This window comes from Frondihabitans sp. PhB188 (assembly GCF_003752365.1).
Taxonomy (GTDB): Bacteria; Actinomycetota; Actinomycetes; order Actinomycetales; family Microbacteriaceae; genus Frondihabitans.
This window is the reverse complement of the sequence record NZ_RJUO01000002.1, coordinates 379,595-405,473: the sequence shown is the minus strand read 5'-3', so window position 1 is coordinate 405,473 and position 25,879 is coordinate 379,595. Positions and strand designations below refer to the sequence as shown.

Here is a 25,879-nt window from a genome sequence, read left to right as displayed (position 1 = left end):
GTATCCGCCGCACCTGGCGGATGCCGGGGTCTCGCCGTGCCGTGCCGGACGAGGAGCTACGAGCGGGGCGGGCGGGTCGACGTGCCGACCCGGAGGCGCGGCTCGATCAGCAGCTGCTTCGACTCGGTGCGGCCGGCGAGGCGCTCCAGCAGGAGGGTGACGGCGGTCGCGCCCATCTCGTGGCCGCGCTGGTCGACGGTCGTGAGCGAGACGGCGGGGTGGGCCGTCATCGGGATCCCGTCGTACGAGGCGAGCGAGATGTCGTCGTGCGTGAGCCCGGAGTCGAGGATGGCGCGCTGCACGCCGAGGGCGATGGAGTCGTTGCCGGCGAAGATCGCGGTCGGGAGCTCGTCGCCGCTCTGCCGGGCATCGCGGAGCAGCGTCATGGTGGTCGCGTACGCCTCGTCGTCGTTGGCCCCGGTGCGGATCACCCGTGCGGAGCGGTCGAGACCGGCCGCCGCCATGGCCGCGTGATAGGCCTCGTAGCGGACCGCGTGCGGGGTGAGCGAACCCGCCGCGGTGACGGCCGCGCCGTGGGTGAGGTGGGCTATCCGACGGTGGCCGAGGTCCCGGAGGTGCTCCATGACGAGCCGGGTTCCGAGTGCGTCGTCGCTCGCGAGGGTGTCGTACGCGGCCGACTCGTCGTGTCGACCCAGCATGACGATCGGCATCTGGCGCGACAGGCGGGCCAGCCACGCGGTGCCGACGAGCGGCGAGATGGCGACGAGGCCGTCGACCTGGCGGTCGGCAAGGGCCTCGAGGGCGCGGAACTCGAGCGCGTCGGCCGACATGGCGGGAGCGACGACCAGCTGGTACGGGGAGTCGGCGAGGGCGGCCATCGCCCCGCCGATCAGGACGTTGAAGAACGGGTTGCTGTCGCTCGGCATCTCGAGGCCGATCGTGAAGCCCGAGCCGCGCATGGCCCGGGCGGTGGCGCTCGGCCGGTAGTCGAGGGCGTCGATCGCGGCCGTGACCCGCTCGCGCATGCCGGGGCTGACCCCGTAGGCGTTGCGGATGACCTTCGACACGGCCGAGTGCGAGACGCCGGCCAGCCGCGCGACGTCGCGGATCGTGGCCTTGCCCGGCGGGGTCGCGCTCACAGGATCGCCGCTCGCCGACATGGCTCCACTGTACTGTCGCGCGGGGGTCGAAGTGCCTCTGTCCACCACCCCGGTCGGCCCCGTAGGTTCGAGGTATGGAACACCTCGTCTACCTGCTCGCCGCGATCGTGACGGTCGTCGTGCTCTCGGGTCTGGTGGGCGGTCTGGCGGCGTTCGTGGTGGCGATGCGCCAGCCGTCGGGCGCGGCCTCGCGCGGCGAACGTCCAATCGCGGCTGTCTCCCGCCCCGCCACCCCGCCGCTGGCGGACGCTCGCCGCCCGGAGTAGCTCAGCGGCGGCCGGCGAGGCGTCGCTTCCGCGCCATCACCACACTGGCGCCGGCGGCCATCACGACGCTCGGTGCGAGAGCGCCGGGCAGCGCGCCGGGCATGAACTGCGCGGCGACGATCACCGCGCCGACCGTGGTCCCCATCAACGGGGCAGACCTTCCGAGAATACTCATTCTGAACATCATATCCGAGAGCGAGTGCCGCGAGCGCTAGTCGAGCAGGCCGTTGTCGTGCGCGTAGACGACGAGCTGCACGCGATCGCGCAGCCCGAGCTTGCCCAGCACGGCCGACACGTGCGACTTGACCGTCGACTCGCTCACGTACTCGTGGGTCGCGATCTCCGAGTTCGAGAGCCCGCGGGCGGCGAGCGTGAACACGACGCGCTCGCGCGCGGTCAGGTGCAGGAACTCGACGGGGCTGGGCCCCTTCGCCGGGGTCTGCGCCGCCTCGACGTCGGCACTGAACAGCTGGCCGAGCTCATCGGGCGCGAGGACAGCGCTGCCGGCATTCACCGCCCGGATCGCCGCCGTCAGGAATGCCGGCGTGCTGTCCTTCAGCAGGAAGCCGCTGGCGCCGCGCCGGATCGCGGTCGCGGCCGCGGCATCGAGCGCGAACGTCGTCAGCACGATCACGCGCGGCGGCCGCTGCGGTCCGGCGGGGCCGAACAGGGCGCCGACGGTCTCGACGCCGTCCATCACGGGCATGCGCATGTCGAGAAGCACGATGTCGGGCCGCGTCGCGGCGATGACGTCGAGGCCCTCGCGGCCGTTGCCGGCCTCGCCCACCACCTCCATGTCGTCTTGCGCGTCGAGCGCGACGCGGACGCCGCCGCGGAACAGCTCCTGGTCGTCGACGAGGACGATGCGGATCATGGGGACTCCTCGGTGGGGTGGGGAAGGGGGATCCGCGCTCGCGCGGTGAAGGTTCCGTCGACGGCCTCGGCCTCGAGGCTGCCCCCGACGGCGGAGACCCGGGCCTGCATGCCCTTGAGCCCGGTGCTCGGGACGCCGGTCGCGGCGGCCGCGTCGACGCGCAGCCCTCCGCCCGGGGTGGTGGGCGGCTCGTCGAGCACCTCGTTGTCGACCTGCAAGACGACGTCGCTCTGCCGCCACGTCTCGGCGAACGCGATCGGGCGACCGGGGGTGCCGTGGCGGAGGGCGTTGGCGAGCATCTCCTGGGCGACGCGGCGCACGACGAGCGCGCGGGCGGGGTCGGGCTGGCGCACGGCGCCGCGCACGGTGTGCTCGACGGTGACGCCGGCGGCGCGCACCTGCTCGAGCAGAGCGGCGAGGTCGTGCGGCTCGTCGGCGCCCCCGCCGCTGCTGGCCGTGCCGCTCAGCACCTCGCGCACCTCGCCGAGCGAGCGGCGGGCGGTGTCGGCGATCGTCGCCGTGACGGTGCGGATGCGGGCGGTGTCGTCGATGAACTGAACGGAGTCGGCCTGCGCGATGATGACGGCGAGCGAGTGGCCGACGATGTCGTGCACGTCGCGCGCCATCGCGGCGCGGACCCGCTCGGCCTGTGCGACGCCCTGAGCCTCGACGGCCTCGGTCTGGGCCAGCACGGCCTCGGTCTGCGCCTTGGCCGCCTGGGTCTGGGCCTGGAGGCGGAGATCGGACTCCGAGCTCCGCGAGCGGAACGCGCGGACGGTGAGTCCGGCGAGCCAGGCGAAGCCGAGGACGCCGATCGGGGCGAGCAGGGCCGCGATCGCCTGCCACGGCGAGCCGTCGAGGAAGAGCGTGAAGCGGGTGCCGGTGCGCGACAGGTAGACCGAGGCGATGCTGCCGCCGACCACGGCCGAGATGAACGAGGCGAGCAGCACGGCTCGGCTGCCGCGACTCGCCGCCGCGTAGATGACGAGCACGAGAGCCACGGTCGTGACGTTCGGCCGCTCGTTGCCGTAGACCTGGAAGGCCGCCATGACCCAGATCAGGATCAGGGCCCAGCCCGGAAAGACGCGGCGCAGGGCGACGGCGGCCACGGCGAGCAGGGCGGTGCCGGCAGTGGGGCTGTTGAGCTGGATCCCGAAGTTCACGAGGCTCAGCACGAAGAGGACGGCTGCGACGGTGAGGTCGGTGTAGAAGGCGCGCGAACGGAACCGGTGGGCGATCGACGTCTCCATGCGGTCCTCTCCGGTTCGTCCGCGCGCGACCGCACGGACACTCCATCCTCGCGGATTCGAGAACGCCGGGCTTAGTCCGGCAGGCGGAGATGGGTCGTGAGGATTCGTCCTCCCGGCCGATTGACCCCCATGTGACATATCTTACTGTGGTTGACGGCTCCACTCGCGGGCCACGATCACGAGGGGTTTCCGATGAGCACCGCCGCAGAACTCACGGTCGACGCTGACGCAGTCGCCCGCAACACGCGCCTCTTCGCCGAGCGCGCCCACGGCCACCTGATGGCCGTCCTCAAGGCCGACGCGTTCGGCCACGGCGACCTGGCCCGCGTCGCAACCGACAACGGCGCGAGCTGGCTGGGCACGACGTCGCTCGCCGACGCGCACGACCTCCGCGAGCGGGCCCCGGGCACGCCGATCCTGAGCTGGCTCAACCCCGTCGATGCCGACTGGGGCGGGGCGGTGGTGGCGGGGATCGACGTGGCGGTCCCCACGGCCGAGCACCTGCACGCTGTGTCGCGGGCGGCGGCCGCTGCAGGCGGCATCGCGCGGATCCACCTCCACATCGACCTCGGCATCAACCGCGACGGGGCCGCGCGCTCCGACTGGGCCGCCCTCTGCGAGCTGGCCGCGCTGCACGAGCGCACTTCCGGCCGGGTGCGCGTCGTCGGCATCATGGGCCACCTGTCGTCCGCCGACGCTCCCAGCTCACCCGAGAACGCGCGCGAGCGGATGCTCTTCGACAACGCGGTGCGCGTCGCGCGGGCGAGGGGGCTGCGACCGGTCGTCCGGCATCTGGCCGCCAGTGCGGCGACTCTCACCCAGCCGGAGGCGCTGTACGATCTCAGCCGCGTGGGCGCCGGCCTCTACGGCATCGATCCGTCGCGGACCACGAGCCTGCACTCCGCGCTGACGCTCACCGCGCCGATCGTCTCGGTCAAGCGCGTGGGTGCGGGTGCCGGGGTCGGCTACGCGCACACCTGGTCGACCTCCCGTCCGACCTCGCTCGCGCTCCTGCCGGTCGGCTACGGCGACGGCCTCCCTCGCACGGCGTCGGGGCGAGCCTGGGTGCAGGTCCGCGGTCGGCGTCGTCCGGTGGTCGGCCTCTTCTCGATGGACCAGGTGGTCGTCGACGTGGGCGATGATCCCGTGATGGCGGGTGAGACTGCGACGGTGTTCGGCCCCGGCGACCACGGCGAGCCGACCGTGCGCGAATGGGCGGACTGGTCGGGCACCATCGACCACGCGATCGTGGTCGGCATCGGCGCGCGAGTCACCCGTCGGACCGTCGGCCTGGCGGAGGTCTCGGCGTGAGCGGGGCAGAGGGCGTGAGCCGCGCGGGCGGGATGCTCCGACTCGCGGTCATCGGCGGTGGCGAGAACTCCGAGCACGACGTGTCGCTCGCGTCGGCGGCCGGTGTCGCGTCGGCCGCGATCGAGTGCGGCTTCACCGTCGTCGGCCTGACGATAGGCCGCGACGGCACCTGGGCGACGGCGGCGGGCGCTCCCATCGGCGTCGAGGACGCCGTCCGGATCCTGCGCTCCTGCGACGTCGCCTTCCCCGCGCTCCACGGTGTCAACGGCGAGGACGGCCTGCTCGCCGCCTTCCTGACGGCGATCGGCGTGCCGTACGTCGGCTCCGACATGCCGGCCGGCGTCCTGGGCATGGACAAGTGGGTCACCAAGTTGATCGCCGAGGCTGTCGGTGTCGCGACCGCCCCGGGTGTGCTTGTCCGCGCAGGAACCCGACCCTCCTCCGCCCTGCCCGCCGTCCCGGTCGTGGTGAAGCCCGTCGCCGCCGGCTCGAGCCACGGGGTCACGTTCGTCGCCGACGCCGCCCTGATCGACCTGGCCGTGGTCGCCGCCCTGGAGCACGACGACCGGGTGCTCGTCGAGAAGGCCGTCGTCGGCCGCGAGGTCGACATCGCCGTGATCGAGCGGGCTGACGGCGCCCTCACGGTCAGCCCTCCGCTCGAGATCGACCTGGGGGGCGAGGACGTCTTCGGGACCGAGCGGAAGTACGGGGGGACGGCGCGGTTCGCCGTTCCTGCGCCCGTGAGCGACTCGGTGCGCGTCGAGATGGAGAGCGCGGCACGGACGCTGTTCCGGGCGCTCGGCTGCCGCGGCGTCGCGCGCTTCGACTTCTTCGTGACCGATTCGGGGATCGTACTGAACGAGGTCAATACGATGCCGGGGTTCACCGCGCAGTCGCAGGTGCCGCAGATGTTCGAGGCGGCGGGCTGGAGCTACGCGCGTCTCGTGGGGGAGCTGGTCGAGGTCGCGCTAGCCGGCGCCGTCGTCCGCCCTGTCAGGGGTTAATCGACGAGATCGCAGCAGCGGCGCCCGGAGGCGACCACTGCTGCGATCTCGGCGAAGTGTCGGCTGGCGACTAGCGCGAGACGCTGCGGCGTCCGCTGACGCGCAGGTAGATCACGAGCACGATGATCGCGCCGATGATGGAGCCGACGATGCCGGCGGGCTGGAAGAAGCCGTCCGAGGCGTCCTTGTGGAAGATCAGGTAGCCGATGAAGCCGCCGACGAACGATCCGATGATGCCGAGGAGGATCGTCATCGGGATCGAGATGTTCTGCTTGCCCGGGACGACGAGACGTGCGACCGCACCGGCGATGAGGCCGATGACGATGAGGCTGATGATGAGGCCGAGCATGGTGTTCTCCTTGTGGGGGATTGGGGGCCGCTCGGGAAGTAGCGACTCATCAACGAAACACTCAGGAACGGCCCAGCGCCCGATTTCGTGAGGGGATGGCCGCTAGGCGGACATCAGGCGTATCCTTCTCGCCGCACGTGTGCTGCCGAGCTCATTCGCCGTGCCCGGCGAGGCCGAGAGACAGGGTGACGACCGCGCTGGCGCGTTCTCGAGGGAGCGGATCGTCCGTGGCGATGATGACCAGAGCACCTGCCGCCGCCGATGCCTCGATGGCGGTCCAGACGAGTTCCGCCGTGGCCTCGTCGAGCTCGCTGGTCGGATCGTCCACGACGATCAGGCGAGGGGTCCCGATGAGGGCACGGGCCAGGGCCACTCGCTGCTGCTGTCCTCCCGAGAGCTGCTCGACGAGGTTGTGCCAGCTCGCCGGCGGCAGGCCGAGTGACGCGAGAAGCCGCTCGACGTCTGTGACGACAGGAGGCGTCGAATGCGATCGACCCCTGGCCGTGCGATGCCCGCCAGCGGATGCGAAGAGCCGGACTGCGACGTTCTCCACGGCCGTCAGGCCTCCGAGGAGCTCGTGACGCTGCGCGAGAATCCCGGCCTCGCCGAAGCGGGGCGGAGAGCCGTCGATGAACGCGTGTCCCGCCGAGGGCATCCGGGAGCCCGTCAGGACCTCGAGCAGGGTGGACTTGCCGCTGCCGGCGCCGCCCGTGACCACGACGAGATCGCCGGAACCCGCTTCGAGCGTCACCGGGCCGATGCGTCGCGACGGCCCCAGCACGATCTCGACCGCGTCGAGACGGAGGGTGACAGGGCTCACGGGGTCACCTCGTCGCGCTGCAGGTTCAGCACGAGTTCGCCGGGGGCCGTCTCGGCCACCGAGACGAACGAGCCGGCCGGCCAGCGGTCGCGGAGCTCGGCGGGCAGCTGGACCGAGCCGTCGGCGCCGACCACGGCGAAGCGCCCGCGATCAGAGGCCTCCTCGCCGATCCGGCCGTCGCGGAGGTGGATCATGCGCTGCATCCGGGCAGCGACCTGCTCGTCGTGCGTGACGATGAGCGTGGCGGTGCCCTCGGCGCTCGCGGTCTCGACGAGCACGTCCAGGAGGTGATCGCGGGAGGCGTCGTCGAGCTGGCTCGTGGGCTCGTCGGCGACGAGCAGGCGCGGCCGACCCGCCATCGCGACCGCGAGCGCGACGATCTGCTGCTCCGACGGGCTCATCGCAGAGACCGGTCGACGGTCGCGATGCAGGTCGCTCGACCGCAGCACCCGTCGGCCGAGACGCACGTCTCCGCGTTCGGCGCCGCGCAGGGCCCACGCGAGGTTCGCGTCCGAGTCTTCGTGCAGGAGCAGGTTCGTGGACGCGCCCTGGAGCATCAGCCCGAGGGTCGACCGGCGCACGTGCGCCAGCTCGCGTTCCTTCGCCCTCCCGATGTCGGTGCCGAACACCACGACGCGACCGGCCGACGGTCGGAGGATTCCGGCGACGATGGCCATGAGCGTCGACTTGCCCGACCCGGACGGCCCGAGGAGGGCGATCCGCTGTCCCTCCTCGACGACCAGGTCGATGCCTCGGAGGGCCGCGACGTCGGTGTCGGCCTCGCGGTAGACGTGCACGAGGCCCTCGCAACGGAGGGCGGCGGGGGCGGTTCGGCGGAGGGTCTCAGTCATCGCGACGACCGCCCCACGGCGCCGACCTCGAGCCGGGCGCCGACTGCGGAGCCACCCGCTGCGAGGAGCAGGGTTCCGGCGACAAGCGCGATGAGGGGCAGGACAGCCGGCGAGAAGTCGGGTGGCGGCGTGGCACCGTCTCCGGCGAGGAGCGGCAGCCGCGAGATCGTCAGGGCGAAGGCGGCGAGGCCGCTCACCGTGCCGAGGACGATCCCGCCGGCCACGGGAGTGAATGCCTCGAGCAGGAGAAGGCCTCTCAGCTTCTGCGGGGAGATGCCGGCGTCGAGAAGCGACTGCCAGTCCGAGCGTCGGCCGGCGCTTCCGATGATGCGGAGGGCCGCCGCCGCTACGAGCGTCAGCAGAAGTGCCGCCGCGCCGATCGGGAGGCCCGCGAGGGCTGCCCGCGGGTGGGCTTCCCGGACGTCTGCCGTGACGACGTCAGAGAGGTGCGTGACGGCGGTGACACGGATTCCCTCGGAACGGAGCGCAGTCAGCACCGCGGGGTGCTGACCGGGAGACAGCCACACCTCGTCGTGGCCGACCCGCGAACCGGAGTCGGAGATCCTGCTGGCCGTCTCCAGATCGATCAGGGCGCCGGTGTCCAAGAGGCGTGGAAGGGCTCGGGCCCGGCCGATGACTGTCAGCACGCGAGGGCTGAGGTCGGGGGCCACGCCCTGGACTCCGTCGGGGACGCCCGGGTAGTCCTGGACGCGGGTTCTGCTGCCGAGGAGAGCGGGAAGGGGATCCGGGGCGTCTCGAGGCATCGCGCTGACCGTGTTTCCGCCGTCGAAGTCGGAGAATTGCAGCCGGAGTCCGGTCACCGTCGCCGGCCCGTCTCTGCCCTGGGAGATCCGGACGGAGGCCTGCTGCTGGCTGTCGGTGCGGTCGCCGATGCGATTGCGCCACTGGGAGGGGACGAGCCACCTGGCGAGCTCGGAGACGTTCTGCCGGTCGGTGGAGACGCCGGTGACGGTGAGTTCGTACCCGAACGGCAGCGGGTCGGCCAGAGCGCTCTCGATGCCGATCCACGCGACCCGGCAGCCTGCGGAGCAGGGGAACGAGCCCGCCGGACTCACGAGAGTGCCGTTATGCGGGGTGCCGAAGACCACGGTGTGCCAGCCGTCGGCGGCCTGGACGACGGCGATCAGGTGGAGCGTCGACGGATCCGTCTTCTGCGCCGTGACGCCCGCGCCGGCGATGCGAAGGCGGAGAGATGTCCCGTGGGCGGTGAGAGGTGCCGTTCCCTTCGGGACGAGCAGATCTCGGAAGGCCTCGGACGAGAGCCCGAGCCAGGCCGGACGAACGCGGGAGACAGCCGCGAATCGTGAGGTGTCGACCGCGATGAACCGCCCGACGCCGTTGCCCGTCGTGGAGACCTCGGCGGCCATCGCGACCTGCCCGGAGGGATCTGCGCGGCGGACGGCCTCGAGGAGGGACACGGTGCGAGGCACCTCGATTGTCAGGACGGTGTCCGCCCCGAGTGATGCGGCAGCCCGGTTCTGCTGCAGATGCACGGCGACCACGGCCACCTGCGCCGAGTACGTCGCGACTGACAACCCGAGCGACACCATCACCGCGGCCAGCAGGACGGACGGGGTGCGCCCGAGTTGACGACCGACCACGATGCCGCCGAGGGATCGCGGTGACCGACGGGACATCCTCCGGAGCACGACTATGGCGATCTGGACAGCGAGGATGCCGGCGACCACCGCTATCAGGCTCGGCGTCAGCGATGCGAGCTGCACGCCGCTGATGGTCTTCAGCCCGAGCAGTGAGTAGACGACTGCGGCTGTCAGGAGCACGGCCCCCGACTGCGCGACCAGCGCTGTGCGGCTGATGGTGCGCGGTTCGGTCGACTCGCGGAGGACGGAGGTCAGCGGCAGGCGTGCCGACCGGATGCTCGCAGCAGCCAGGGCCGCGAGCGCACCGAGGAGGGCGAGGCCCGCGGCGGCGAGGACGAGCGGGCGTATCGGCTCCACCGGCGCTCCAGGGCCGATGACGAGGTGGACGGCCTCTCGGGCCGAGAGGACGGCGAGGCCGAAGCCCGCGACGGCTCCGGCGACGAGGGCGATGCCCGGTTCCAGAAGGATCATGCCGATCCGCCGCCCCACCGGAAGACCGCGGAGCCGCGCGAGGCCCCACTCCTTGGCGCGGACTCGCCCGATCCGCTGCACAGCCAATGCGATGGCGAACCACGACAGAGCGAGGGCCTCGACGACGACGATGGCCAGGAGCGCCTCCGCAGCCCGGTGCTGGGGTCCCAGTCGCGCGATTATTCGAGGGAGCGGACTCGCGGTGTCGGTATCGGAGATCGCAGCGATGCCGTCGAGCGTCGCCCGGTGCGCTGCCGACACGTCGCGCAGCGCCCGCGGCACGTCGTCCAGGCGCAGAACATGCCGGAGCCCGCGGAGGGCGTAGCCGGTGGCTTCGAGTTTCTGAGCGTCGAACTGCGCGTCCGCGACGACGAACGAGGGCGCGTCGGATACCCCCGCGACGCCGAAGAAGGACGCCGGGTCCGACAGGAAACGGCCACTGAGCGGTCGGTCGTCGTAGATTCCCACGACCGTCACCGGCACCTGATCGTTCACGATGAAAAGGGAGAGCCTGGTCCCCAGCACCAGGCCAGCCTGACTTCCCCTCGTGTCCCTGTTCGCGGCCTGGGCCGCTTCCCGACTGACGGCGACCTCCCCGACCGCGTCCGGGCACCTGCCCTCGAGGAGGGGCGCGCCAGCGCAGTCCGTGCCGCCGCCGACCAGGCCCACCGTCGGCAGGGTGCCGCTCTCGCTCGGAGATGCGGCCTTTTCCCAGGACGACGCAGAGGTCGCGGCCGACACGGTGACGGGGTCAGACCACAGGGAGGCAGAAGAGCCGGTGAGAGCATCGACGGCGGCTTCGTAGCCGGAACTGACATCGCCGGGCCCGGAGTCCGCAGAGGCGACGAGCGTCGTCCGGCTCCCGCCGACAGGGCCGGTCGCATCCGCCAGCGTCTGCTGCTCGAGAGAGCGGAGCATCACGGGAGCGAGGGCGGAGAGCACGACGGCGATCAGTGACAGGACGAACAGGGACAGGAAAGCCGCAGGCCGTCGTCGGACGCTTCGCGCCCAGAACGGTCCTCTCATCACGCAGCTCCTTCGCCCGCCGTCCCGGCAACACTAATGCGTCGACGGCGCGGCGCAGCGAGCCGCGGCCCGCTCGATCGGCGAGACCCCGCCTAGTTCGCGAGGATGGCCTCGATCTGGCCCATGGCGAGGGTCATGCCCTCCTTCATGCCCATGGCGATCAGCTTCTCCATCCCCTCGAGCGAGTCGAAGTGCGAGACCAGCGTCATACGGGTTCCGCCCTCGGCGGGCTCGAGAGTCATGCGCATGCTCGTGATCGGCATCGTCTCGTCGGGCGTGCCGTCGCCCTCGGCGAAGCCGTCGCGAAGCTCGAGGCTGCGCGGCTCGTCGACGGCCGTGATGACCCACCACCCGGGCACCGTGTCGCCCTCGGGAGAGGTCATGTGGTACGCCGTCGTCGAGCCGACAACGAGGTCGTGCTGGGTGAACGTGGCCGGGTACGTCGGCGGGCCCCACCAGCGCTCGAGCTGGCGCGGGTCGGCCCAGAGCTGCCAGACGCGCTCCGGGGTCGCGTCGAGCTGGGCCACGACGGTCATGGTGAGATTCTCGGTGTCGTGAGTGGCATCGATGGCGAATGTCATGTGTCCGTTCCTTTCGATGGTGCGTCGGTGGATGATGCGGGTGCCGGCAGGTCCGTGGCTGGTCCGTCTTCGGCGAGGAGGGCGTTCATGCGCCGGAAGCGCTGCTTCCAGATGTCCTCGTAGCTTCTCAGGAGCTGCTCCGCTCGCTGGATGGTGCCGATGTCGCCCGACACGATCTGCTCGCGCCCGCGCCGGGCCTTGTGCACGAGAGAGGCCCTCTCGAGGACCGCGACGTGCTTTTGGACCGCCGCGAAGCTCATCTCGTAGCGGTCGGCGAGGGTCGACACGGACTGCTCGGCGCGGATCACTCGCTGCACGATGTCGCGCCGGGTGGCGTCGGCCAGTGCGTGGAAGATCCGGTCGATCTCATCCTGTGTCAGTTTTTCTACAACCATTTGGTTGCACGTTAGACCGACGACGCGTGAAGCGCAAGCACTACCGTCGGGGGATGAGCGAAACCATCCCCGTCTTCCTCGACTGCGACACCGGAATCGACGACGCCCTCGCCCTGGCGCACCTGCTCTCGCGCGACGACGTCGACCTGGTCGGCATCGGGGCGGCGAGTGGAAACGTCACGGCGGCGCAGGCGGCGGCCAACACCCTCGCCCTGCTGGAACTCGCCGGACGCACCGATATCCCGGTCGCCGTCGGCGGCGAAGACCACCGCGCCCACCCCTTCGACGGCGGAGCCCCCCACGTGCACGGGGCGAACGGCATCGGCGGGCTCGATCTCGCGGCCCCTGCCGTCACCACGGTCGAAGGCAGCGCCGCCGACCTCCTGATCACGGCCGCCAAGGCGCACCCCGGCCGGCTCCGCGTCGTGGCGATCGCGCCGCTCACCAATCTCGCGCTCGCCCTCGATCAGGAGCCGGAGCTCCCCGGTCTCATCGAGAGCCTCACGATCATGGGCGGAGCGGTCTGGGGCGCCGGCAACCGCACGCCGTTCGCCGAGGCGAACATCGCCGGCGACCCCGAGGCCGCCGCGCTCGTCTTTGCCGCCGACTGGCCGATCACCCTCGTGCCGCTCGATGTCACCCGGCAGCACCGGTTCGACGAATCGGATCGCGCCGCCCTGCTGGCCGCGGGAACGCCGATGACGTCAGCGCTCGGCGAGATGCTCACGACCTACTTCGACTTCTACGAGACGGTGCTGGGCGAGCGTATGTGCCTGCTGCACGATCCGCTGGCGTCGATGATCGCGACGGGCGACGTGGTCCCGGACCTCACGCGAGCGACCGCCATCCGCGTCGACCAGAGCGACGGCCCCGAGCGAGGCCGCACGGCGCCCGTCGACGGCGAAGGGACGCTCGTCGTGACGAGTGCCCCTTCGGAGAGTGCGCGGCTGCTGCTGGCGCAGCTGCTGGGCGAGGCCTAGCGGACCCGCTTGATCGGGATCACGGCCAGAGCGCCGACGATGCCGATGATGCCCGCTCCCCAGAGCATGAGCGTGTAATTCTGACCGGCGGCGCTGCCGATGCCGAGCAGGAGGCCCGCGAAGGCCGGGGCCAGAGACTGCGGCAGCGCGTTCGCGATGTTGATGACGCCGAGGTCCTTGCCGGGCTTGTCGGCGTTGGGCAGGACGTCGACGACGAGCGCGGTGTCGATCGAGGCGTAGATTCCGTACGCGAAGCCCATGATGACCTCCGCGAGGTAGAACGCGCCGAGCGTCGAGGTGTGGGCGAGGATGATCAGGCCGACGGCGAACAGCGCGGTCGAGCCTCCGACGAAGATCTTGCGACGGCCGAGCTTGTCCGAGAGCCAGCCCGAGACGGCGGTCGAGGCGATGAGCGCGATCGTGTAGAGCAGCACGCCGAAGGCGACGGCCTCGACGGCCTGCTGCTTGCCCAGGCCGATCTGGTGCTGCATGTAGAACAGGCGGTAGGTCGTGAACATGAAGGTCGCGAAGATGATAAGGAAGCGCGACCACCAGGCGAAGGCGAAGTCGGGGTTCTTGATCGGGTTCGTCCAGAACGACGAGATGATGTTCAAGAAGGTGAACTTCTTGATCGGCGCGGTCGGCAGCTCGTCGCGGGCGACGAAGGCGTAGACGATGACGAGGGCGAGCGCGAGGAAGCCGGGGGCGATGAACAGCACCGGCAGGTTGAACGCGAAGAAGACAGCGAGGTAGGTGCCGAAGAGCACGGCGCCGTTCTGCGCGAGCGAGATGATGCTGGAGGCGCGGCCGCGCTGGAACTGCGGCACGTTGTCGGCGAAGCTCGCCGTGAGCGTGGAGTAGGTGGCGTTCGCGGCGACCTGGCAGATCAGCCAGCCGACGATCAGCTGGCCGGTGCCCTGCGCGTAGGCGACGACCGCGAGGCCGACGATGAAGACGATCGAGCCGCCGAGCAGCCACGGACGACGACGGCCCCAGCGGGTGCGGGTGCGGTCGCTCAGCGCGCCGGCGAGCGGGTTGGCGAACAGGGCGCCGAGGGCCCCGATCGGCAGCACCGACGCGATCATGGCGGTGGCCGCCGCTTCGGTGGGCGCGAGTTCCTGCGCCTTGAGCTGCATGCTGACGTACACCGGCGACAGGAGCGCCACGAAGATGCCGAACTGGGCGAGGCCGAGGCCCCAGAGGTAGAGCTTCGACACGGCCACGGTGCTGACGGCCTGGGTGAGGGGATCCGGAATCTTCGTTGCTTCGGGTGTCGACATGACGCCTCCTTGAGTCACAAACAAAAACCAACCACAGGTCGGCAACGCGACAGTAGTCGGTTTGCGGGTGCCTGTGCAACTGTTTCGCGGACCTTGTGAGCCGCCTGATCACCGGGCTACGCTGAGTTCGGCCATGAAATGATCGACTTTTGATCGAAGATCAACAGAAGTCACCACGAGTTTCCAGGAGTCACTGATGACAACGCCTCTCTCCGTCCAGCTCTACAGCGTCCGTGACGCCGTGGCCGAGAATCTGCAGGCGGCAGTCGACCGTCTCGCGGCCATCGGGTTCACCGATGTCGAGCCCTACGGCTTCGCCGAGCGCCCCACCGAGTTCGCCGCGGCATTGAAGTCCGCCGGCCTCGCCGCGCCGTCCGGCCATGCGGCCGTGATCGCCTCCGACGACCCCGACGCGATCTTCGCCGCAGCCGTCGAGGTCGGCATCGAGACCGTCATCGACCCGCACGCACCCGACCCGAGCTGGGCCTCGACCGACGCGGTCGCGGCCCTCGCCGAGCGCGTCAACTCGCTGTCTGCCACGGCTGCCGCGCACGGGCTCCGCTTCGGCTATCACAACCACAACTGGGAGCTGGAGAAGACCTTCGACGGTCAGACCGCTCTCGAGCTGTTCGCCTCGCAGCTGGCGCCCGAGGTCGTCCTCGAGGTCGACACCTACTGGGCGGAGATCGGCGGCGTCGACGCCGCCGCTCTCCTGACGCGGCTCGGCGACCGCGTCCAGCTGATCCACGTGAAGGACGGACCCCGGACCGGCGGCAAGGAGCTCCAGGCTCCCGCCGGTCAGGGCGAGATGCCGATCCCCGCCATCCTCGCCGCAGCACCCCAGGCGCGACGCGTCATCGAGTTCGACGTCTACGCTGGCGACGTCTTCGAAGGCATCGCCGAATCGTTCGCCTGGCTCACCGAGCACGACACTGTAGGAGCAGACAAGTGACCAATTCCGTAAAGATCGGCTTCATCGGAGCCGGCAACATCTCGACCCAGTACTTCGACAACCTGACGAAGTTCGCAGACGTCGAGGTCGTCTTCATCGCCGACATCAACCTCGCCGCAGCCGAGGCGCAGGCCTCGAAGTACGGCATCGCGCGCTTCGGCACCGTCGACGAGCTCCTCGCGATCGACGAGATCGAGATCGTCGTCAACCTGACCCTTCCGGCGACGCACGCCGAGGTCGGCGAGCGCATCCTCGCCGCCGGCAAGAACGTCTGGAGCGAGAAGCCGCTCGCTCTCGACGCCGCCAGCGGCACCCGTCTTCTCGAGGCGGCGGCCGCAGCCGGGCTGCGCGTCGCGTGCGCCCCCGACACCGTCCTCGGCGGCGGCATCCAGACCGCGATGCGCGCCATCGCCCGCGGCGACATCGGCGAGCCGCTCACCGCGACCACGCTGTTCCAGGTGCCCGGGCCCGAGTCGTGGCACCCCGGCCCGGAGTTCCTGTTCGCCAAGGGCGCCGGCCCGCTGTTCGACATGGGCCCGTACTACGTGACCACGCTCGTCCACGCGTTCGGCTCGGTCGCGACGGCGCAGGCCGTCTCGTCGAAGTCGCACGAGACGCGCACCATCGGCTCGGGCCCCAAGGCCGGCACCGAGTTCCCGGTCGAGGTGCCCACCCACTACTCGGCGCTCCTCTCGTTCGAGGCCGGCCAGTCGGCTGCCACGACGCTGAGCTTCCAGCAGGCGCTGCCGCGCATGGGCTTCGTCGAGATCACCGGCACCGAGGGCACTCTCGTCCTCCCCGACCCGAACACCTTCGAGGGCGACTCCACCCTGTGGGCCTTCGGCAAGGGCGAACCGACCACCATCCCCGTCGAGGGCTCGACCTGGGGCCGCGGCACCGGAATCGTCGACCTCGCACGCTCCATCCGCGCGGGCGTCCCCGAGCGTGCCACCGGCGCGATCGCGGGCCACGTGCTCGACGTGCTCCTGGGCATCACCGAGGCCGCCGAGACCCGCTCGACCGTCACGATCGCCAGCTCCGTCACGAAGCCCGAGCCGCTCCCGGTCGACTTCGACCCGTCGGCCGCGACGCTCTAGCAGGGCCGGAAGGGCGCAGGAACCCCGGTTCCTGCGCCCTTCGTCACGCCGCGGGCGGCCCGGCCTCCGCCGCGATCCGCGCCACCTCGTCGGCATCGAGCGCGAAGACGATCCCGCCGTCGTCGGGCGCGGCGGCCGTGAAGGGCAGCACGCGGACTCCGCCGTCGGCGTCGAGCCTCACGATCGTTCCGGCGGCCCCGCGCACGGCGCCCTCGTGGCCGGCGGGCGCGAACAGGTCGGACTGGTTCGCGACGCCGCCGCTGACCACGACGGGGATGCCGGCCACCGCGTCGACGAGCGACAGATGGTAGTGGCCGGCGAGGACGACGCGGACGTCGGTGCCGCGGATCACCTCGACGAAGGCCTCGGGATCCTGCAGCTCGAGAGCGGCGAGGAGGGGCGTCGCGGCGGGGATCGGCGGGTGGTGCAGCAGCACGACGGTGCCGCGGGGGCTGGGCGTCGCGAGCTGCTGCGCGAGAAGGTCGAGCTGCTCGGCGCCGAGACGGCCGTAGCCGGCGCCGGGGACCGCGGTGTCGAGGACGACGACGCGGGTCTGTGCGACCGAGAATACCGGGGTCGTCTCGCCGAGGACCTCGCGGAACCCGTCGTGCAGGTCGTGGTTGCCCATGGCGTAGGCGACGCGGGCGCCCCGCGCAGCGGCCCACGGCTCGACGAGATCGCGCAGGGTGCGGTACGACTCGGGGGTTCCGTCGTCAGACAGATCGCCGGTGCACGCCACGAGGTCGAGACGCTCGATCGCCGAGGCCCGGGCCAGCACTCGCTCGAGGTTCGCGCGGGTGTCGACGGTGCCGTAATGGCGGCCGTCGCCAGCGAAGAGGTGGGTGTCGCTCAGGTGCAGGATGTCGAACGTATCGCTCATGCGCTCACGGTAGCGCGGGCCGGTGACAGGCCGCGTGCGCGCTGCCAGAGCGACGGCGCAACGGGGCCGGGGTTTCTCCTGGAGTCGCTTTCCCTGAGCGTGAATTCACGCCCAGGGAAAGTCTCCCCAATGGAAACCCCGGGCCCGCGGGGTCGTGATCGGGTGGCGTGGCCGCGCGTCAGAGCCAGCGCGGCACCCCGGCGTAGCGGCCGGGGCGGTGGTTGAGCGCGATCATGAGGTTGATGACGACCGCACCGCCGGCCGACAGCAGCACGAGCCAGGCGGGCACGACGGCGAAGGCGGCGAGCACGACGGCGACGTCGAAGCCCATCTGCACGTAGCCGGCGCGCCAGCCGAGGCGCTCCTGGGCGATCAGCGCGACGATGTTGAAGCCGCCGAGGCTCGCGCCGTGGCGGAACAGCACGATCACCCCGAGTCCGGCGAGCACGTTGCCGACGACCACTGCGTAGACCGGCGACAGGTGCGAGACGCCGAGGGCGGCGACGTGGACCGATGAGAGTCCTGAGACGAGGGCCACCGACAGGGCGGTCTTGAGCGTGAAGATCCAGCCCTTCTTCCAGAGGGCGAGGGCGAAGAACGGCGCGTTGACGGCGAAGAAGAGCACGCCGAAAGGGACCGGGGTGGCGTAGCTGATCAGCAGCGAGAGCCCCGCGGTGCCACCGGTGACGACGCCGGCCGACTTCAGCAGGAAGAGGCCGAGCGACGCGACGAGCGTGCCCGTCGCGATGCCGAGGGCGTCCTCGATCATCGAGTGGCGGGTCGGGGAGGGGGCCGGCGCGGTCGTGGCAGCGGCGGCAGGCAGCGTCTGGGTCACGGCCCCATCGTCGGTGCGCGTGGGCCGACGCGCAAGCATCGGGCGCAGAAACGTGCACACGCCCATGCCAGCCATCGATTCCGGGCAGAATGCTCACATGACCGTCGATCCTCTCGATGCCCGCCTGATCCTCGCCCTCGACGCCGACCCCGACGCCACCGTGGTCGCGCTCGCCGCGAAGCTCGGCGTCTCGCGCAACACCGTGCACGCCCGCCTCAAGCGCATGGTCGACGGGGGCACGCTCGGCGCGCAGAGCCGGCGCGTGCATCCGGCGGCGCTCGGCAGGCCGCTCACCGCGTTCGTCTCGATAGCGCTGAGCCAGGCCGACGAGGAGCATGCCGTCGCCGGCCTCGCCGCGCTGCCCGAGGTGATCGAGCTGCACGCCATCACGGGCGAGAGCGACATGCTGGCGCGGGTCGTCGCCGCCACGACAGAGGATCTGCGGCGGGTGACGGGGGCGATCCTGCGGATCCGCGGCGTGGTCCGCACCAACACGACCATCGCGCTGACCGAGGTGCTGCCGATGCGCCTGGGCCCGTTGCTCGAGCGCGAGGCCGCCCTCTAGCCGGACCTGCGTGAGCGCTCGACGATGGCCGTTGCAGATTAGGCAAGGTTTGCCTAACTAAGGATGACCTAATAAAGTCGATGCGACCCCACCCGAAAGGCACCGCCCTTGTCATCCTCCCTCCTGCGCAAGTCCGCCGCGATCGCGGCCGCCGCTGCCCTGGCCCTCTCGCTGGCCGCCTGCTCGACCTCGAGCGACGCCGGCTCGACCGACACGTCGAGCTCGTCCGCCGACGCGTTCCCGGTCACGATCAAGTCGGCACTCGGCTCCGCGACCATCGAGTCGAAGCCTCAGCGCGTCGTCACCATCGGCTGGGGCGCGGCCGACACCGTCGTCTCGCTCGGCACCACCCCTGTCGGCATCGAGGAGGTCACCTGGGGAGGCGACTCCGAGAAGGACTACCCGTGGGTGACCGAGGCGATCCAGAAGCGCGGCGACGCGCTGCCGAAGACGTTCGCCGTCTACCCCGACATCGACATGACGGCGCTGGCCGAGCTGAACCCCGATGTGATCATCGCGCCGCAGTCGGGCATCACTGCCAAGCAGTACAAGACGCTCAGCGCTCTCGCACCGACCGTCGCCTACCCCGGCGAGGCGTGGGGCACCTCGTGGAGCGACGAGATCTCGATCATCGGCAAGGCGCTCGGCGAGACGGCGAAGGCCGACGACCAGGTGACGAGCATCAAGAAGACTCTGGCCGACACCGCCGCCGCCAACCCCGAGTTCGCCAAGTACGACTTCACCTACATCTACGCCGCCGAGCCGGGTGCGCTGTCGATCTACCAGAAGGGCGACCCGCGAGTCGACATCATCTCCGGTCTCGGACTGACGCCGGAGAAGACCGCGGCGGCCCTTCCGAAGACGGCCGGCACCTTCGTCTCGACCATCGGACTCGAGAAGGCCGATGAGCTCGACAAGACCGACATCGTCTTCACCTGGTTCAACGACAAGGCCAACCAGGCCGAGATCGAGAAGCAGCCGCTCTATGCGCAGATCCCCGCCGTGAAGCGCGGCTCCTACGTCGCCAACACGAACCAGCAGCTCGCGATGGCCTCGACGGTCATCACCAGCCTGAGCCTGCCGTACGCGCTCGACCGCTACGTCGACATGATCAAGGCGGCTGTCGCCAAGGTCGAGTAGTCGGTTCGCTCCCGAGACGGCCCCCGTGCAGCCGCGCGGGGGCCGTCTCTGGTCGCAGGATCGCGCCGTCGTCAGCGCGGCGGGCCGTCAGGGGCGGCGCGGCGCCGTCGACTCCCGCGCCACCAGCGACGTCGCGAGCTTCACGTGGTGCGAGGACGGCGCCGTGCCCGACGCCAGCCGCAGCACGGTCTCGACGGCGAGGCGGCCGATCTCGCGCATGGGGGTGCGGATCGTCGAGAGCGTAGTCGGCATGGGCATCGCCGAGTAGGTGTCGTCGTAGCCGATGACGCTGACGTCGTCGGGAACCCGGAGCCCTCGGGCGACGACGGCCCGGATGGCGCCGAACGCGGCGCCGTCGTTCGTGGCGAACACGGCCGTCGGCGGGTCGGCGAGGGCGAGCAGCCGCGCGGTCTCCAGCTCGGCGGCATCCAGGCTCGAGGGAGCGGCGTCGACGGGCCACGCCCCGAGGGGTTCGCCGATCAGCTCGGAGTCGTCGACGATGCCCGCCGCGGCCAGCGCGTCGCGGTAGCCGCCGAATCGCTCGCGCTCGTCAGCGCCGGCCGGGTGGCCGCTCACGAAGCCGATGCGGCGGTGCCCGAGCGCGATGAGGTGCTCGGTGGCCTGGAGGCCGCCGGCGAAGTGGTTGGAGCCGATGCTCGCGAACGATGCGTCGAGGCTCGCGGCCGAGGCGTTCGGCCCGCTCGGCGGGTCGACCGCGACGAGGGCCAGCCCGGACTCGCGGCACGCGGCGACGAGCCAGGGCTCGACGCGGGTCGTCACGAGCACGACGCCCTGATGGCCGCGTGAGGTGATCGACTGCACCCACGCTCGGTCGAGCACGAGGGGCTCCTGACCGTCGCCGGGCACGCGCAGCACGGTGGTGACGAGATCGACGCCGGCGCCGCGGCTCGCCGCCACGAGCCCCTCGAGCACCTTCATCGAGTAGAGGTTGACCAGGGTGTCGAAGACGACGTGGACGGGACCGCGCCCGGGTCGTTCGCGCGAGAGCGGCGTGTAGCCGACCTGGGTCATCGCCCGTTCGACCCGCTCGCGGGTGGCCTCGGAAGAGCCTGGCCGCCCGTTCAGGACCTTCGAGGCGGTCGCCTTCGAGACGCCGGCGAGCGCTGCCACGGCATCGAGGGTCGGCCGGGAGTCCGGTGTGCGTGCCATGGAATGCCCCTCACGACGACAGTCGATGCTTGACGGGGATCGATCGTGCTCGTAGCCTCGATTTGCCAGCGAAACTTATTGAAACAGTTTCGCACATGGAAAGCAAGAGCGCGAGTACAGCCTCTGCGCGCGCGCAGTTCGACGACGAATGAGAGCACGATGTCTTACACCCCGAAGCAGGTCCTGTTCGGCGCGGCGTATTACCACGAGTACCAGCCGACGCCGCGACTTAAGCAGGACTTCGACGAGATGAAGGCGGCGGGCTTCAGCGTCATCCGCATCGGCGAGTCGGTCTGGTCGACGTGGGAGCCCGAAGACGGCGTCTTCGACCTCGAGTGGATCACCCCCGTGCTCGACGCCGCCGCCGAGTACGGCATCGGCGTGATCCTCGGGACGCCGACCTACGCGATCCCGCCGTGGCTGCAGCGCCGCTACCCCGAGCTCAACGTCGAGATCGCCACGGGCAGGCCGTTCGGCTGGGGCATGCGCCAGGAGATCGATGTCACGCACGCCGCGTTCCGGTTCCATGTGGAGCGCGTAGTCCGGAAGATCCTCGAGCGCCACGCGTCGCACGAGGCGATCATCGGCTTCCAGGTCGACAACGAGCCCGGCGCCTGGGTCATCCACAACCACGACGCGTTCGAGCGCTTCCGCGACCGTCTCCGCAAGAAGTACGGCACCGTCGAGACGCTGAACGAGACCTGGGGCCTGACGTACTGGTCGCACCGGCTCACCGACTGGAGCGACCTCTGGCGCCCCGACAGCAACTTCCTCCCGCAGTACGACCTCGCGTGGCGGCTCTTCCAGGCCGACCTCCTGACCGAGTACATGGCCTGGCAGACCGCGATCGTCGACGAGTACGCGGGCGACCGCTTCGTCATGACCTGCATGTCGTACACGCGCCCGACGATCCGCGACGACGCCATCGGGCAGATGATGACGGTCACGGCGGGCAACCCGTACTTCAAGGCGCAGGACGCCCTGACCCTCCCCGACTCCGAGATCAAGCCGCAGACATGGTGGACCCAGGGCACCTGGGGCCTCTACCACTCGGCCGACTGGATGTACGGCACCCGCCACGAGCCGTTCCTGGTCACCGAGGTCGGCGCGGGCTCGATCGGCTTCTCGTCGATGAACCACCCCGCCTACCCCGGCCAGCGCCGCCAGAGCGCCTGGGCGCTCATCAGCCGCGGCGCGCAGATGATCGAGTACTGGCACTGGCACACGCTCCACTTCGGCCCGGAGACCTACTGGGGCGGCGTCCTCCCGCACAGCGAGAAGCCGGGGCGCACGTACCGCGAGATCGCTGCGCTCGGCTCGGAGCTGCAGGAACTCGGCGACCGCATCGTCGGCCTCACCCCCGACGCGCACGTCGGCCTCCTCTACGACCACGCCTCCAAGTGGGCCTTCGAGAAGTTCGGACCTCTGGCCGGCCCCGGCGGCTGGCCCATCGACGACTCCTACTCGCCGCTCGTCGAGGCGTTCGAGCGAGGTGCCTTCGACGCGGGGCTGCAGACCCGGCTCTTCCACACGTCGGCCATCCTCGACTTCGACCCCGCGGTCATCGCCGCCGAGATCCCGGTGTTCGTGGCGACCGCCTACTACGTGGCCGACGACGCCGTCCTGGCGTGGCTGCGCGACTACGCAGCCGCCGGCGGCCACCTGATCGTCGGACCCCGCACCGGGTACGCCGACCTCGAGGCCCGCGCCCGGCTCGAGGTCGCTCCGGGCGGGCTCGCCGACGTCGCGGGGGCCTGGTACGACGAGTACACCAACGTCGAGGCGCCGGTTCCTGTCGTCGCAGTGGCCGGTTCGTGGCTCGAGCTGCCCGACGACGCCGCGGCGGTCGAGTGGATCGAGGCGTACGAGGCCACCGACGCCACCGTCCTCGCCCGCTACGACCACCCGCACCACGGCAGCTACGCCGCCGTCACCACCAAGGAGCTCGGCTCGGGCCGAGTCACCACCGTCGGCGCACTGCCGAACCCTCCGTTCGCGCAAGGCCTCTTCGCCTGGGCGGGCGAGATCGGCTCCGCCCGGCCGTGGCGTCCCGCCGCCGGCTCCGTGCGCGTGCACTCGGCCGTCAACGAGGCCGGGGAGCGCCTCCACGTCGTGCAGAACTGGTCGTGGACGCCCGCCTCGGTCGAGCTGCCCTTCGCGGCGGCCGACCTCCACTCCGGCGACGCGCTCGAGGCCGGCGCGGCCCTGTCGCTCGGCGCCTGGGACGTCCGCGTGGTGGTGACCCCCGGCTAGCCGAGTGGCGCGCGCGTACCCCGGGCGTTGACTGGCGGGGTGTGCGCCGTCCGGGCGCGCCGGAGAGGAGAACCGGCATGGCAACGGAGATCACGGAAGGCGGCGAGGCCACCCTCGCAGCGATCGAGCGCATGCGCGACCAGTCGCTGGAGCTCGGCGAGAGGTTCGACGTCGACTTCGCCGACCACGACCCGGCCGAGGGGCAGCCTGCCGGCGGCGGCGGCATCGCCTGGTTCTGGGAGACGTTCGGGAAGTCGTTCTCGGACATCGATCACGACGTCGTCGAGACGATCGCGACGCCCGCGAAGTTCATCACCATCACCGACCTGTCGGGCACCCACACCGGCGAGTTCATGGGGCACGCTGCGACCGGCAAGCGCTTCACCGTGCGCAACGTGCAGGTGATCGGGTTCGCCGACGGCAAGGCCCGCGACCGCTGGGGCTCGACGGACGTCCTGGGGATCCTGCAGCAGCTCGATCTCCTGTAGCGACGGGTCTGCTCCCGGGTGCCGCCGGGGCTATCACCCGGTCGGGTGGCACCAGAACGTGGAGGCGCGGGAGAGGCGCCCGCGACCCTAGCCTTGCCACGAGGGCGGAACGCCGACCCTCACGAGAGAGGGGTCGCGCATGGACGGCAGCAACGGACTGGTTCGCGGAGTTCCTGCGTACACGTGGTCTCTGGCCTTCGTGCTCGCCGGAGCGATGACGGTGCTCGGTCTCGTCTCCCTCGTGGGCGCCCTGCTGTCCGTCGCCACCACCGGTCAGCCCGACCTCAGCGTCACGGTGGCGCCCGTCGTCGTCCTCGCGCTGGGGCTCGCCGGCCTGCCGCTGTGCCGGATCGCGCTGCCCCGGGTGGCCGCGCGCGAGGCCGAGGCGGGGTACACGACCGTCCCGCTGCTGTCGGGCGATCTGCCTCTGCGCGACCCGCGCGACGGCCGCACCCTGCTCGCAGCCGGTGCCACCGTGCCGCGCTCGTACCGCGTCAGCCTGCGGCCGGCGCGCCGGCTCGCGCACGCATAGGCGCTCGCTGGCTGTGCCGCGCGAGTCGAGCGACCCGCGTCGGCTCAGCCGTTCGGGCCGCCGCGCAGGTCGATGCTGATCTGATCCGCGTCGAGCACGACCAGGGAGCTCTGCAGGATCTCGGCGTCGAACGTGCCGTCGTCGCGGGCGTCGAGCAGTGCGTTCCGCTGCGCCTGCAGGACGGCGAGCCGCGTCTCCTTGTCGACGAAGTCGCCGCGCTGGTAGTCCGTCATCAGCGGCGCCGATGCCTCCTGCATCAGCGTCATGATCTTGGTGCGCTCCGCCGTCTCGTCGGCCGGGTTCGTCGTCGCGGGCGCCAGTCGCTTCACGAGCCAGCCGATGCTGCCGCCCTGGAGGAGCAGCGACCCCGTTGCGACGGCGAAGGCGATGAACACCAGGAGGTTGCGGTGAGGGGCGTCCTCCGGGAGCGTCTGGGCCGCCGCGACGGTGATGGCGCCGCGCATGCCCGCCCAGACGAGGATCGTGCCCTCCTTCCAGCCGAGCGGCGCCTGCAGGTAGTACTCGATGTCGGCCAGAGCCCGCACCAGTCTCGTGCGCATCATGCGAGGCGCGTGGGGTCCTGTCTCGCCTTCTCGAAGCGCTCCTGACCGGCGCGGCTCGCTCCGCGTCGCGACCCGTCGGTGATCGCCAGAGGCTCACCGCTGTCGATCTGGCCCTGCATGGTCGTGAAGCGGTCTTTCGACTTCGCCATCCGTGCGGCCCGCTTCTTCAGGCCGTTCAGCAGCAGGCTCAGGTAGAGCGCTCGCACGCCGAGCGTGATGACGAACGCGCCGGCCGCGATCAGCAGCGCCAGCGGGACGCCGACGCTGTCCTCGTGCACGTCGCTCAGGATGCGGGAGAGCTGGAGCCCCATCGTCAGGAACAGCGCGCCTTCGAGGACGAGCTCGACCGTCCTCCAGTTCTGTGCGTCCGACAGGCGATGCTGCGGGCTGAGGACGCGCGGCGCACCCCGCCCCGTCACCAGCCCGGCCACCACCGCTGCGACGAGTCCGGACGCTCCCAGCGCCTCGGTCGGCAGCGCGGCGATGAACGGCACGGCGAAGCCGATCACCGTGTTGACCGTGGCGTCCTGAACCCGCTTGCGCACGAGGAGGTTGACCTTGCCCACAGCGAAGCCGATGGCGACGGCGACGAGGACCGCGTAGGCGAACGACCCGAGGGCGCCGATCGCCGAGAACGACAGGGCGACGGCGGCGACGGCCGACCGCAGGGTCACCAGGGCCGTGGCGTCGTTGAGGAGGCTCTCGCCCTCCAGGATCGAGACCACGCGCGGCGAGACGCCCAGCTTCTTGATGATCGACGTGGCCACGGCGTCGGTGGGGCTCACGACCGCGCCGAGGGCGATCGCCCAGGCCAGCGGCAGGTCGGGGATCGCCCACGCGAAGAACAGGCCGAGCAGGAGGGAGGACGCGATCACGAGCACGACCGACAGCCCGCCGATCGCGCCGAACTCGCGCCGGAAGTTCATCGACGGCATGGACACCGACGACGAGTACAGCAACGGCGGCAGGACGCCCAGCAGCAGCCACTCGGGATCGATCGGGAGATCGGGCACGGCGGGGATGAGCCCGACGACGATTCCGAGCACGACGAGCAGGAGCGGCGTGGCGATTCCGACGCGCGGCCCGAACGCCGTCGCACCGGCGACAGCCAGCAGGCCGAGCACTCCGATGATCAGCGGTGTCATGCGTCCATTGTGGCGTCACGAGCCGTTCGTTCGCGGCGCGGCCCCGCGAGGACTACCG

At 70.9% G+C, this 25,879-nt stretch carries 27 protein-coding genes; 11 read left to right on the top strand and 16 right to left on the bottom strand.

Annotated features, from left to right (window positions below):
* Nucleotides 1-56 precede the first annotated feature (56 nt).
* Nucleotides 57-1,121 (bottom strand): LacI family DNA-binding transcriptional regulator, encoded by a 1,065-nt coding sequence (locus tag EDF46_RS06820; RefSeq protein ID WP_123505527.1) that lies wholly within the window; start codon nucleotides 1,119-1,121, stop codon nucleotides 57-59.
* Between the two features lie 74 nt (nucleotides 1,122-1,195).
* Here EDF46_RS06820 and EDF46_RS06815 point away from each other — a divergent pair, with 74 nt between their 5' ends.
* Complete coding sequence (locus EDF46_RS06815; RefSeq protein WP_123505526.1) at nucleotides 1,196-1,387, top strand: hypothetical protein; 192 nt, start codon at nucleotides 1,196-1,198, stop codon at nucleotides 1,385-1,387.
* Between the two features lies 1 nt (nucleotide 1,388).
* Here the strand turns inward: EDF46_RS06815 and EDF46_RS18295 are convergent, their stop codons facing one another.
* The 3 genes from EDF46_RS18295 to EDF46_RS06805 are packed head-to-tail and all read right to left on the bottom strand — an operon-like array spanning nucleotide 1,389 to nucleotide 3,511.
* Nucleotides 1,389-1,562 (bottom strand): hypothetical protein, encoded by a 174-nt coding sequence (locus tag EDF46_RS18295; protein ID WP_158614181.1) that lies wholly within the window; start codon nucleotides 1,560-1,562, stop codon nucleotides 1,389-1,391.
* A gap of 36 nt (nucleotides 1,563-1,598) precedes the next feature.
* Nucleotides 1,599-2,261, bottom strand: coding sequence for a response regulator transcription factor (locus tag EDF46_RS06810; protein WP_123505525.1), 663 nt, complete (start codon nucleotides 2,259-2,261; stop codon nucleotides 1,599-1,601).
* On the bottom strand, nucleotides 2,258-3,511 hold the full coding sequence (locus EDF46_RS06805; protein ID WP_123505524.1) for a sensor histidine kinase: 1,254 nt from the start codon (nucleotides 3,509-3,511) through the stop codon (nucleotides 2,258-2,260). The genes EDF46_RS06810 and EDF46_RS06805 overlap by 4 nt, the downstream gene beginning before the upstream one ends.
* Before the next feature lie 192 nt (nucleotides 3,512-3,703).
* On the opposite strand from EDF46_RS06805, the gene alr reads away from it, so the two are divergent.
* Together alr and EDF46_RS06795 are read left to right on the top strand one after the other, a co-directional pair.
* Nucleotides 3,704-4,822: an alanine racemase gene (alr, locus tag EDF46_RS06800; RefSeq protein ID WP_123505523.1), complete on the top strand. Its 1,119-nt coding sequence runs from the start codon at nucleotides 3,704-3,706 to the stop codon at nucleotides 4,820-4,822.
* Complete coding sequence (locus tag EDF46_RS06795) at nucleotides 4,819-5,826, top strand: ATP-grasp domain-containing protein (protein WP_233579912.1); 1,008 nt, start codon at nucleotides 4,819-4,821, stop codon at nucleotides 5,824-5,826. Before alr ends, EDF46_RS06795 begins: the two co-directional genes overlap by 4 nt.
* 70 nt (nucleotides 5,827-5,896) lie before the next feature.
* Here the strand turns inward: EDF46_RS06795 and EDF46_RS06790 are convergent, their stop codons facing one another.
* The 6 genes from EDF46_RS06790 to EDF46_RS06765 all read right to left on the bottom strand — a co-directional run bounded on the left by EDF46_RS06790 (nucleotide 5,897) and on the right by EDF46_RS06765 (nucleotide 11,941).
* On the bottom strand, nucleotides 5,897-6,175 hold the full coding sequence (locus EDF46_RS06790; protein WP_123505521.1) for a GlsB/YeaQ/YmgE family stress response membrane protein: 279 nt from the start codon (nucleotides 6,173-6,175) through the stop codon (nucleotides 5,897-5,899).
* A 151-nt stretch (nucleotides 6,176-6,326) separates the two neighbouring features.
* A complete protein-coding gene (locus tag EDF46_RS06785) occupies nucleotides 6,327-6,995 on the bottom strand; it encodes an ATP-binding cassette domain-containing protein (RefSeq protein WP_158614180.1) in 669 nt (222 codons plus the stop codon).
* Complete coding sequence (locus EDF46_RS06780) at nucleotides 6,992-7,846, bottom strand: ABC transporter ATP-binding protein (protein ID WP_123505519.1); 855 nt, start codon at nucleotides 7,844-7,846, stop codon at nucleotides 6,992-6,994. Before EDF46_RS06780 ends, EDF46_RS06785 begins: the two co-directional genes overlap by 4 nt.
* Nucleotides 7,843-10,965 carry a hypothetical protein gene (locus EDF46_RS06775; protein ID WP_123505518.1) on the bottom strand — a complete coding sequence of 1,041 codons (3,123 nt, stop codon included), beginning with the start codon at nucleotides 10,963-10,965 and terminating at the stop codon, nucleotides 7,843-7,845. The genes EDF46_RS06780 and EDF46_RS06775 overlap by 4 nt, the downstream gene beginning before the upstream one ends.
* Before the next feature lie 92 nt (nucleotides 10,966-11,057).
* Nucleotides 11,058-11,546 (bottom strand): SRPBCC domain-containing protein, encoded by a 489-nt coding sequence (locus tag EDF46_RS06770; protein WP_123505517.1) that lies wholly within the window; start codon nucleotides 11,544-11,546, stop codon nucleotides 11,058-11,060.
* The gene (locus EDF46_RS06765) at nucleotides 11,543-11,941 is read right to left on the bottom strand and encodes a metalloregulator ArsR/SmtB family transcription factor (RefSeq protein WP_123505516.1); all 399 of its coding nucleotides are present in this window, start codon (nucleotides 11,939-11,941) and stop codon (nucleotides 11,543-11,545) included. The genes EDF46_RS06770 and EDF46_RS06765 overlap by 4 nt, the downstream gene beginning before the upstream one ends.
* A gap of 53 nt (nucleotides 11,942-11,994) precedes the next feature.
* Between EDF46_RS06765 and EDF46_RS06760 the strand changes: the two genes are divergently transcribed.
* Complete coding sequence (locus tag EDF46_RS06760) at nucleotides 11,995-12,921, top strand: nucleoside hydrolase (protein ID WP_199738226.1); 927 nt, start codon at nucleotides 11,995-11,997, stop codon at nucleotides 12,919-12,921.
* Here EDF46_RS06760 and EDF46_RS06755 read toward each other — a convergent pair.
* Nucleotides 12,918-14,201 carry an MFS transporter gene (locus EDF46_RS06755; protein WP_123505515.1) on the bottom strand — a complete coding sequence of 428 codons (1,284 nt, stop codon included), beginning with the start codon at nucleotides 14,199-14,201 and terminating at the stop codon, nucleotides 12,918-12,920. The genes EDF46_RS06760 and EDF46_RS06755 overlap by 4 nt on opposite strands.
* A 196-nt stretch (nucleotides 14,202-14,397) precedes the next feature.
* Here EDF46_RS06755 and EDF46_RS06750 point away from each other — a divergent pair, with 196 nt between their 5' ends.
* Complete coding sequence (locus EDF46_RS06750; RefSeq protein WP_123505514.1) at nucleotides 14,398-15,153, top strand: sugar phosphate isomerase/epimerase; 756 nt, start codon at nucleotides 14,398-14,400, stop codon at nucleotides 15,151-15,153.
* Nucleotides 15,150-16,250 carry a Gfo/Idh/MocA family protein gene (locus tag EDF46_RS06745; protein ID WP_123505513.1) on the top strand — a complete coding sequence of 367 codons (1,101 nt, stop codon included), beginning with the start codon at nucleotides 15,150-15,152 and terminating at the stop codon, nucleotides 16,248-16,250. Before EDF46_RS06750 ends, EDF46_RS06745 begins: the two co-directional genes overlap by 4 nt.
* Before the next feature lie 43 nt (nucleotides 16,251-16,293).
* Here the strand turns inward: EDF46_RS06745 and EDF46_RS06740 are convergent, their stop codons facing one another.
* Nucleotides 16,294-17,130 carry a metallophosphoesterase gene (locus EDF46_RS06740; protein ID WP_123505512.1) on the bottom strand — a complete coding sequence of 279 codons (837 nt, stop codon included), beginning with the start codon at nucleotides 17,128-17,130 and terminating at the stop codon, nucleotides 16,294-16,296.
* A 178-nt stretch (nucleotides 17,131-17,308) separates the two neighbouring features.
* Nucleotides 17,309-17,899: a YitT family protein gene (locus EDF46_RS06735; RefSeq protein WP_233579949.1), complete on the bottom strand. Its 591-nt coding sequence runs from the start codon at nucleotides 17,897-17,899 to the stop codon at nucleotides 17,309-17,311.
* A 163-nt stretch (nucleotides 17,900-18,062) separates the two neighbouring features.
* On the opposite strand from EDF46_RS06735, the gene EDF46_RS06730 reads away from it, so the two are divergent.
* Both EDF46_RS06730 and EDF46_RS06725 read left to right on the top strand, forming a co-directional pair.
* The gene (locus tag EDF46_RS06730; protein WP_123505511.1) at nucleotides 18,063-18,530 is read left to right on the top strand and encodes an Lrp/AsnC family transcriptional regulator; all 468 of its coding nucleotides are present in this window, start codon (nucleotides 18,063-18,065) and stop codon (nucleotides 18,528-18,530) included.
* 108 nt (nucleotides 18,531-18,638) lie between these two features.
* Complete coding sequence (locus EDF46_RS06725) at nucleotides 18,639-19,670, top strand: iron-siderophore ABC transporter substrate-binding protein (protein ID WP_123505510.1); 1,032 nt, start codon at nucleotides 18,639-18,641, stop codon at nucleotides 19,668-19,670.
* An 87-nt stretch (nucleotides 19,671-19,757) separates the two neighbouring features.
* Here the strand turns inward: EDF46_RS06725 and EDF46_RS06720 are convergent, their stop codons facing one another.
* A complete protein-coding gene (locus EDF46_RS06720) occupies nucleotides 19,758-20,840 on the bottom strand; it encodes a LacI family DNA-binding transcriptional regulator (protein ID WP_123505509.1) in 1,083 nt (360 codons plus the stop codon).
* Nucleotides 20,841-20,999: 159 nt separating this feature from the next.
* Here EDF46_RS06720 and EDF46_RS06715 point away from each other — a divergent pair, with 159 nt between their 5' ends.
* The 3 genes from EDF46_RS06715 (at nucleotide 21,000) to EDF46_RS06705 (ending at nucleotide 24,113) form a co-directional block, all read left to right on the top strand.
* The gene (locus EDF46_RS06715) at nucleotides 21,000-23,093 is read left to right on the top strand and encodes a beta-galactosidase (protein WP_123505508.1); all 2,094 of its coding nucleotides are present in this window, start codon (nucleotides 21,000-21,002) and stop codon (nucleotides 23,091-23,093) included.
* A 77-nt stretch (nucleotides 23,094-23,170) separates the two neighbouring features.
* Complete coding sequence (locus tag EDF46_RS06710; protein WP_123505507.1) at nucleotides 23,171-23,581, top strand: ester cyclase; 411 nt, start codon at nucleotides 23,171-23,173, stop codon at nucleotides 23,579-23,581.
* 139 nt (nucleotides 23,582-23,720) lie between these two features.
* A complete protein-coding gene (locus EDF46_RS06705) occupies nucleotides 23,721-24,113 on the top strand; it encodes a hypothetical protein (protein WP_123505506.1) in 393 nt (130 codons plus the stop codon).
* 44 nt (nucleotides 24,114-24,157) lie between these two features.
* Here EDF46_RS06705 and EDF46_RS18695 read toward each other — a convergent pair whose 3' ends face one another.
* Nucleotides 24,158-24,676 carry a cation:proton antiporter gene (locus EDF46_RS18695; protein ID WP_233579911.1) on the bottom strand — a complete coding sequence of 173 codons (519 nt, stop codon included), beginning with the start codon at nucleotides 24,674-24,676 and terminating at the stop codon, nucleotides 24,158-24,160.
* On the bottom strand, nucleotides 24,673-25,821 hold the full coding sequence (locus EDF46_RS06700) for a sodium:proton antiporter (RefSeq protein WP_233579910.1): 1,149 nt from the start codon (nucleotides 25,819-25,821) through the stop codon (nucleotides 24,673-24,675). The genes EDF46_RS18695 and EDF46_RS06700 overlap by 4 nt, the downstream gene beginning before the upstream one ends.
* Between the last annotated feature and the right edge of the window lie 58 nt (nucleotides 25,822-25,879).

Bases quoted from the DNA above. Each gene is read 5' to 3' on its own strand.
- EDF46_RS06820 (WP_123505527.1), bottom strand. From the start codon at position 1,121: ATGTCGGCGAGCGGCGATCCTGTGAGCGCGACCCCGCCGGGCAAGGCC.
- EDF46_RS06815 (WP_123505526.1), top strand. From the start codon at position 1,196: ATGGAACACCTCGTCTACCTGCTCGCCGCGATCGTGACGGTCGTCGTG.
- EDF46_RS18295 (WP_158614181.1), bottom strand. From the start codon at position 1,562: ATGAGTATTCTCGGAAGGTCTGCCCCGTTGATGGGGACCACGGTCGGC.
- EDF46_RS06810 (WP_123505525.1), bottom strand. From the start codon at position 2,261: ATGATCCGCATCGTCCTCGTCGACGACCAGGAGCTGTTCCGCGGCGGC.
- EDF46_RS06805 (WP_123505524.1), bottom strand. From the start codon at position 3,511: ATGGAGACGTCGATCGCCCACCGGTTCCGTTCGCGCGCCTTCTACACC.
- alr (WP_123505523.1), top strand. From the start codon at position 3,704: ATGAGCACCGCCGCAGAACTCACGGTCGACGCTGACGCAGTCGCCCGC.
- EDF46_RS06790 (WP_123505521.1), bottom strand. From the start codon at position 6,175: ATGCTCGGCCTCATCATCAGCCTCATCGTCATCGGCCTCATCGCCGGT.
- EDF46_RS06780 (WP_123505519.1), bottom strand. From the start codon at position 7,846: ATGACTGAGACCCTCCGCCGAACCGCCCCCGCCGCCCTCCGTTGCGAG.
- EDF46_RS06775 (WP_123505518.1), bottom strand. From the start codon at position 10,965: ATGAGAGGACCGTTCTGGGCGCGAAGCGTCCGACGACGGCCTGCGGCT.
- EDF46_RS06770 (WP_123505517.1), bottom strand. From the start codon at position 11,546: ATGACATTCGCCATCGATGCCACTCACGACACCGAGAATCTCACCATG.
- EDF46_RS06765 (WP_123505516.1), bottom strand. From the start codon at position 11,941: ATGGTTGTAGAAAAACTGACACAGGATGAGATCGACCGGATCTTCCAC.
- EDF46_RS06760 (WP_199738226.1), top strand. From the start codon at position 11,995: ATGAGCGAAACCATCCCCGTCTTCCTCGACTGCGACACCGGAATCGAC.
- EDF46_RS06755 (WP_123505515.1), bottom strand. From the start codon at position 14,201: ATGTCGACACCCGAAGCAACGAAGATTCCGGATCCCCTCACCCAGGCC.
- EDF46_RS06750 (WP_123505514.1), top strand. From the start codon at position 14,398: ATGACAACGCCTCTCTCCGTCCAGCTCTACAGCGTCCGTGACGCCGTG.
- EDF46_RS06740 (WP_123505512.1), bottom strand. From the start codon at position 17,130: ATGAGCGATACGTTCGACATCCTGCACCTGAGCGACACCCACCTCTTC.
- EDF46_RS06735 (WP_233579949.1), bottom strand. From the start codon at position 17,899: ATGATCGAGGACGCCCTCGGCATCGCGACGGGCACGCTCGTCGCGTCG.
- EDF46_RS06730 (WP_123505511.1), top strand. From the start codon at position 18,063: ATGACCGTCGATCCTCTCGATGCCCGCCTGATCCTCGCCCTCGACGCC.
- EDF46_RS06720 (WP_123505509.1), bottom strand. From the start codon at position 20,840: ATGGCACGCACACCGGACTCCCGGCCGACCCTCGATGCCGTGGCAGCG.
- EDF46_RS06715 (WP_123505508.1), top strand. From the start codon at position 21,000: ATGTCTTACACCCCGAAGCAGGTCCTGTTCGGCGCGGCGTATTACCAC.
- EDF46_RS06710 (WP_123505507.1), top strand. From the start codon at position 23,171: ATGGCAACGGAGATCACGGAAGGCGGCGAGGCCACCCTCGCAGCGATC.
- EDF46_RS06705 (WP_123505506.1), top strand. From the start codon at position 23,721: ATGGACGGCAGCAACGGACTGGTTCGCGGAGTTCCTGCGTACACGTGG.
- EDF46_RS18695 (WP_233579911.1), bottom strand. From the start codon at position 24,676: ATGATGCGCACGAGACTGGTGCGGGCTCTGGCCGACATCGAGTACTAC.
- EDF46_RS06700 (WP_233579910.1), bottom strand. From the start codon at position 25,821: ATGACACCGCTGATCATCGGAGTGCTCGGCCTGCTGGCTGTCGCCGGT.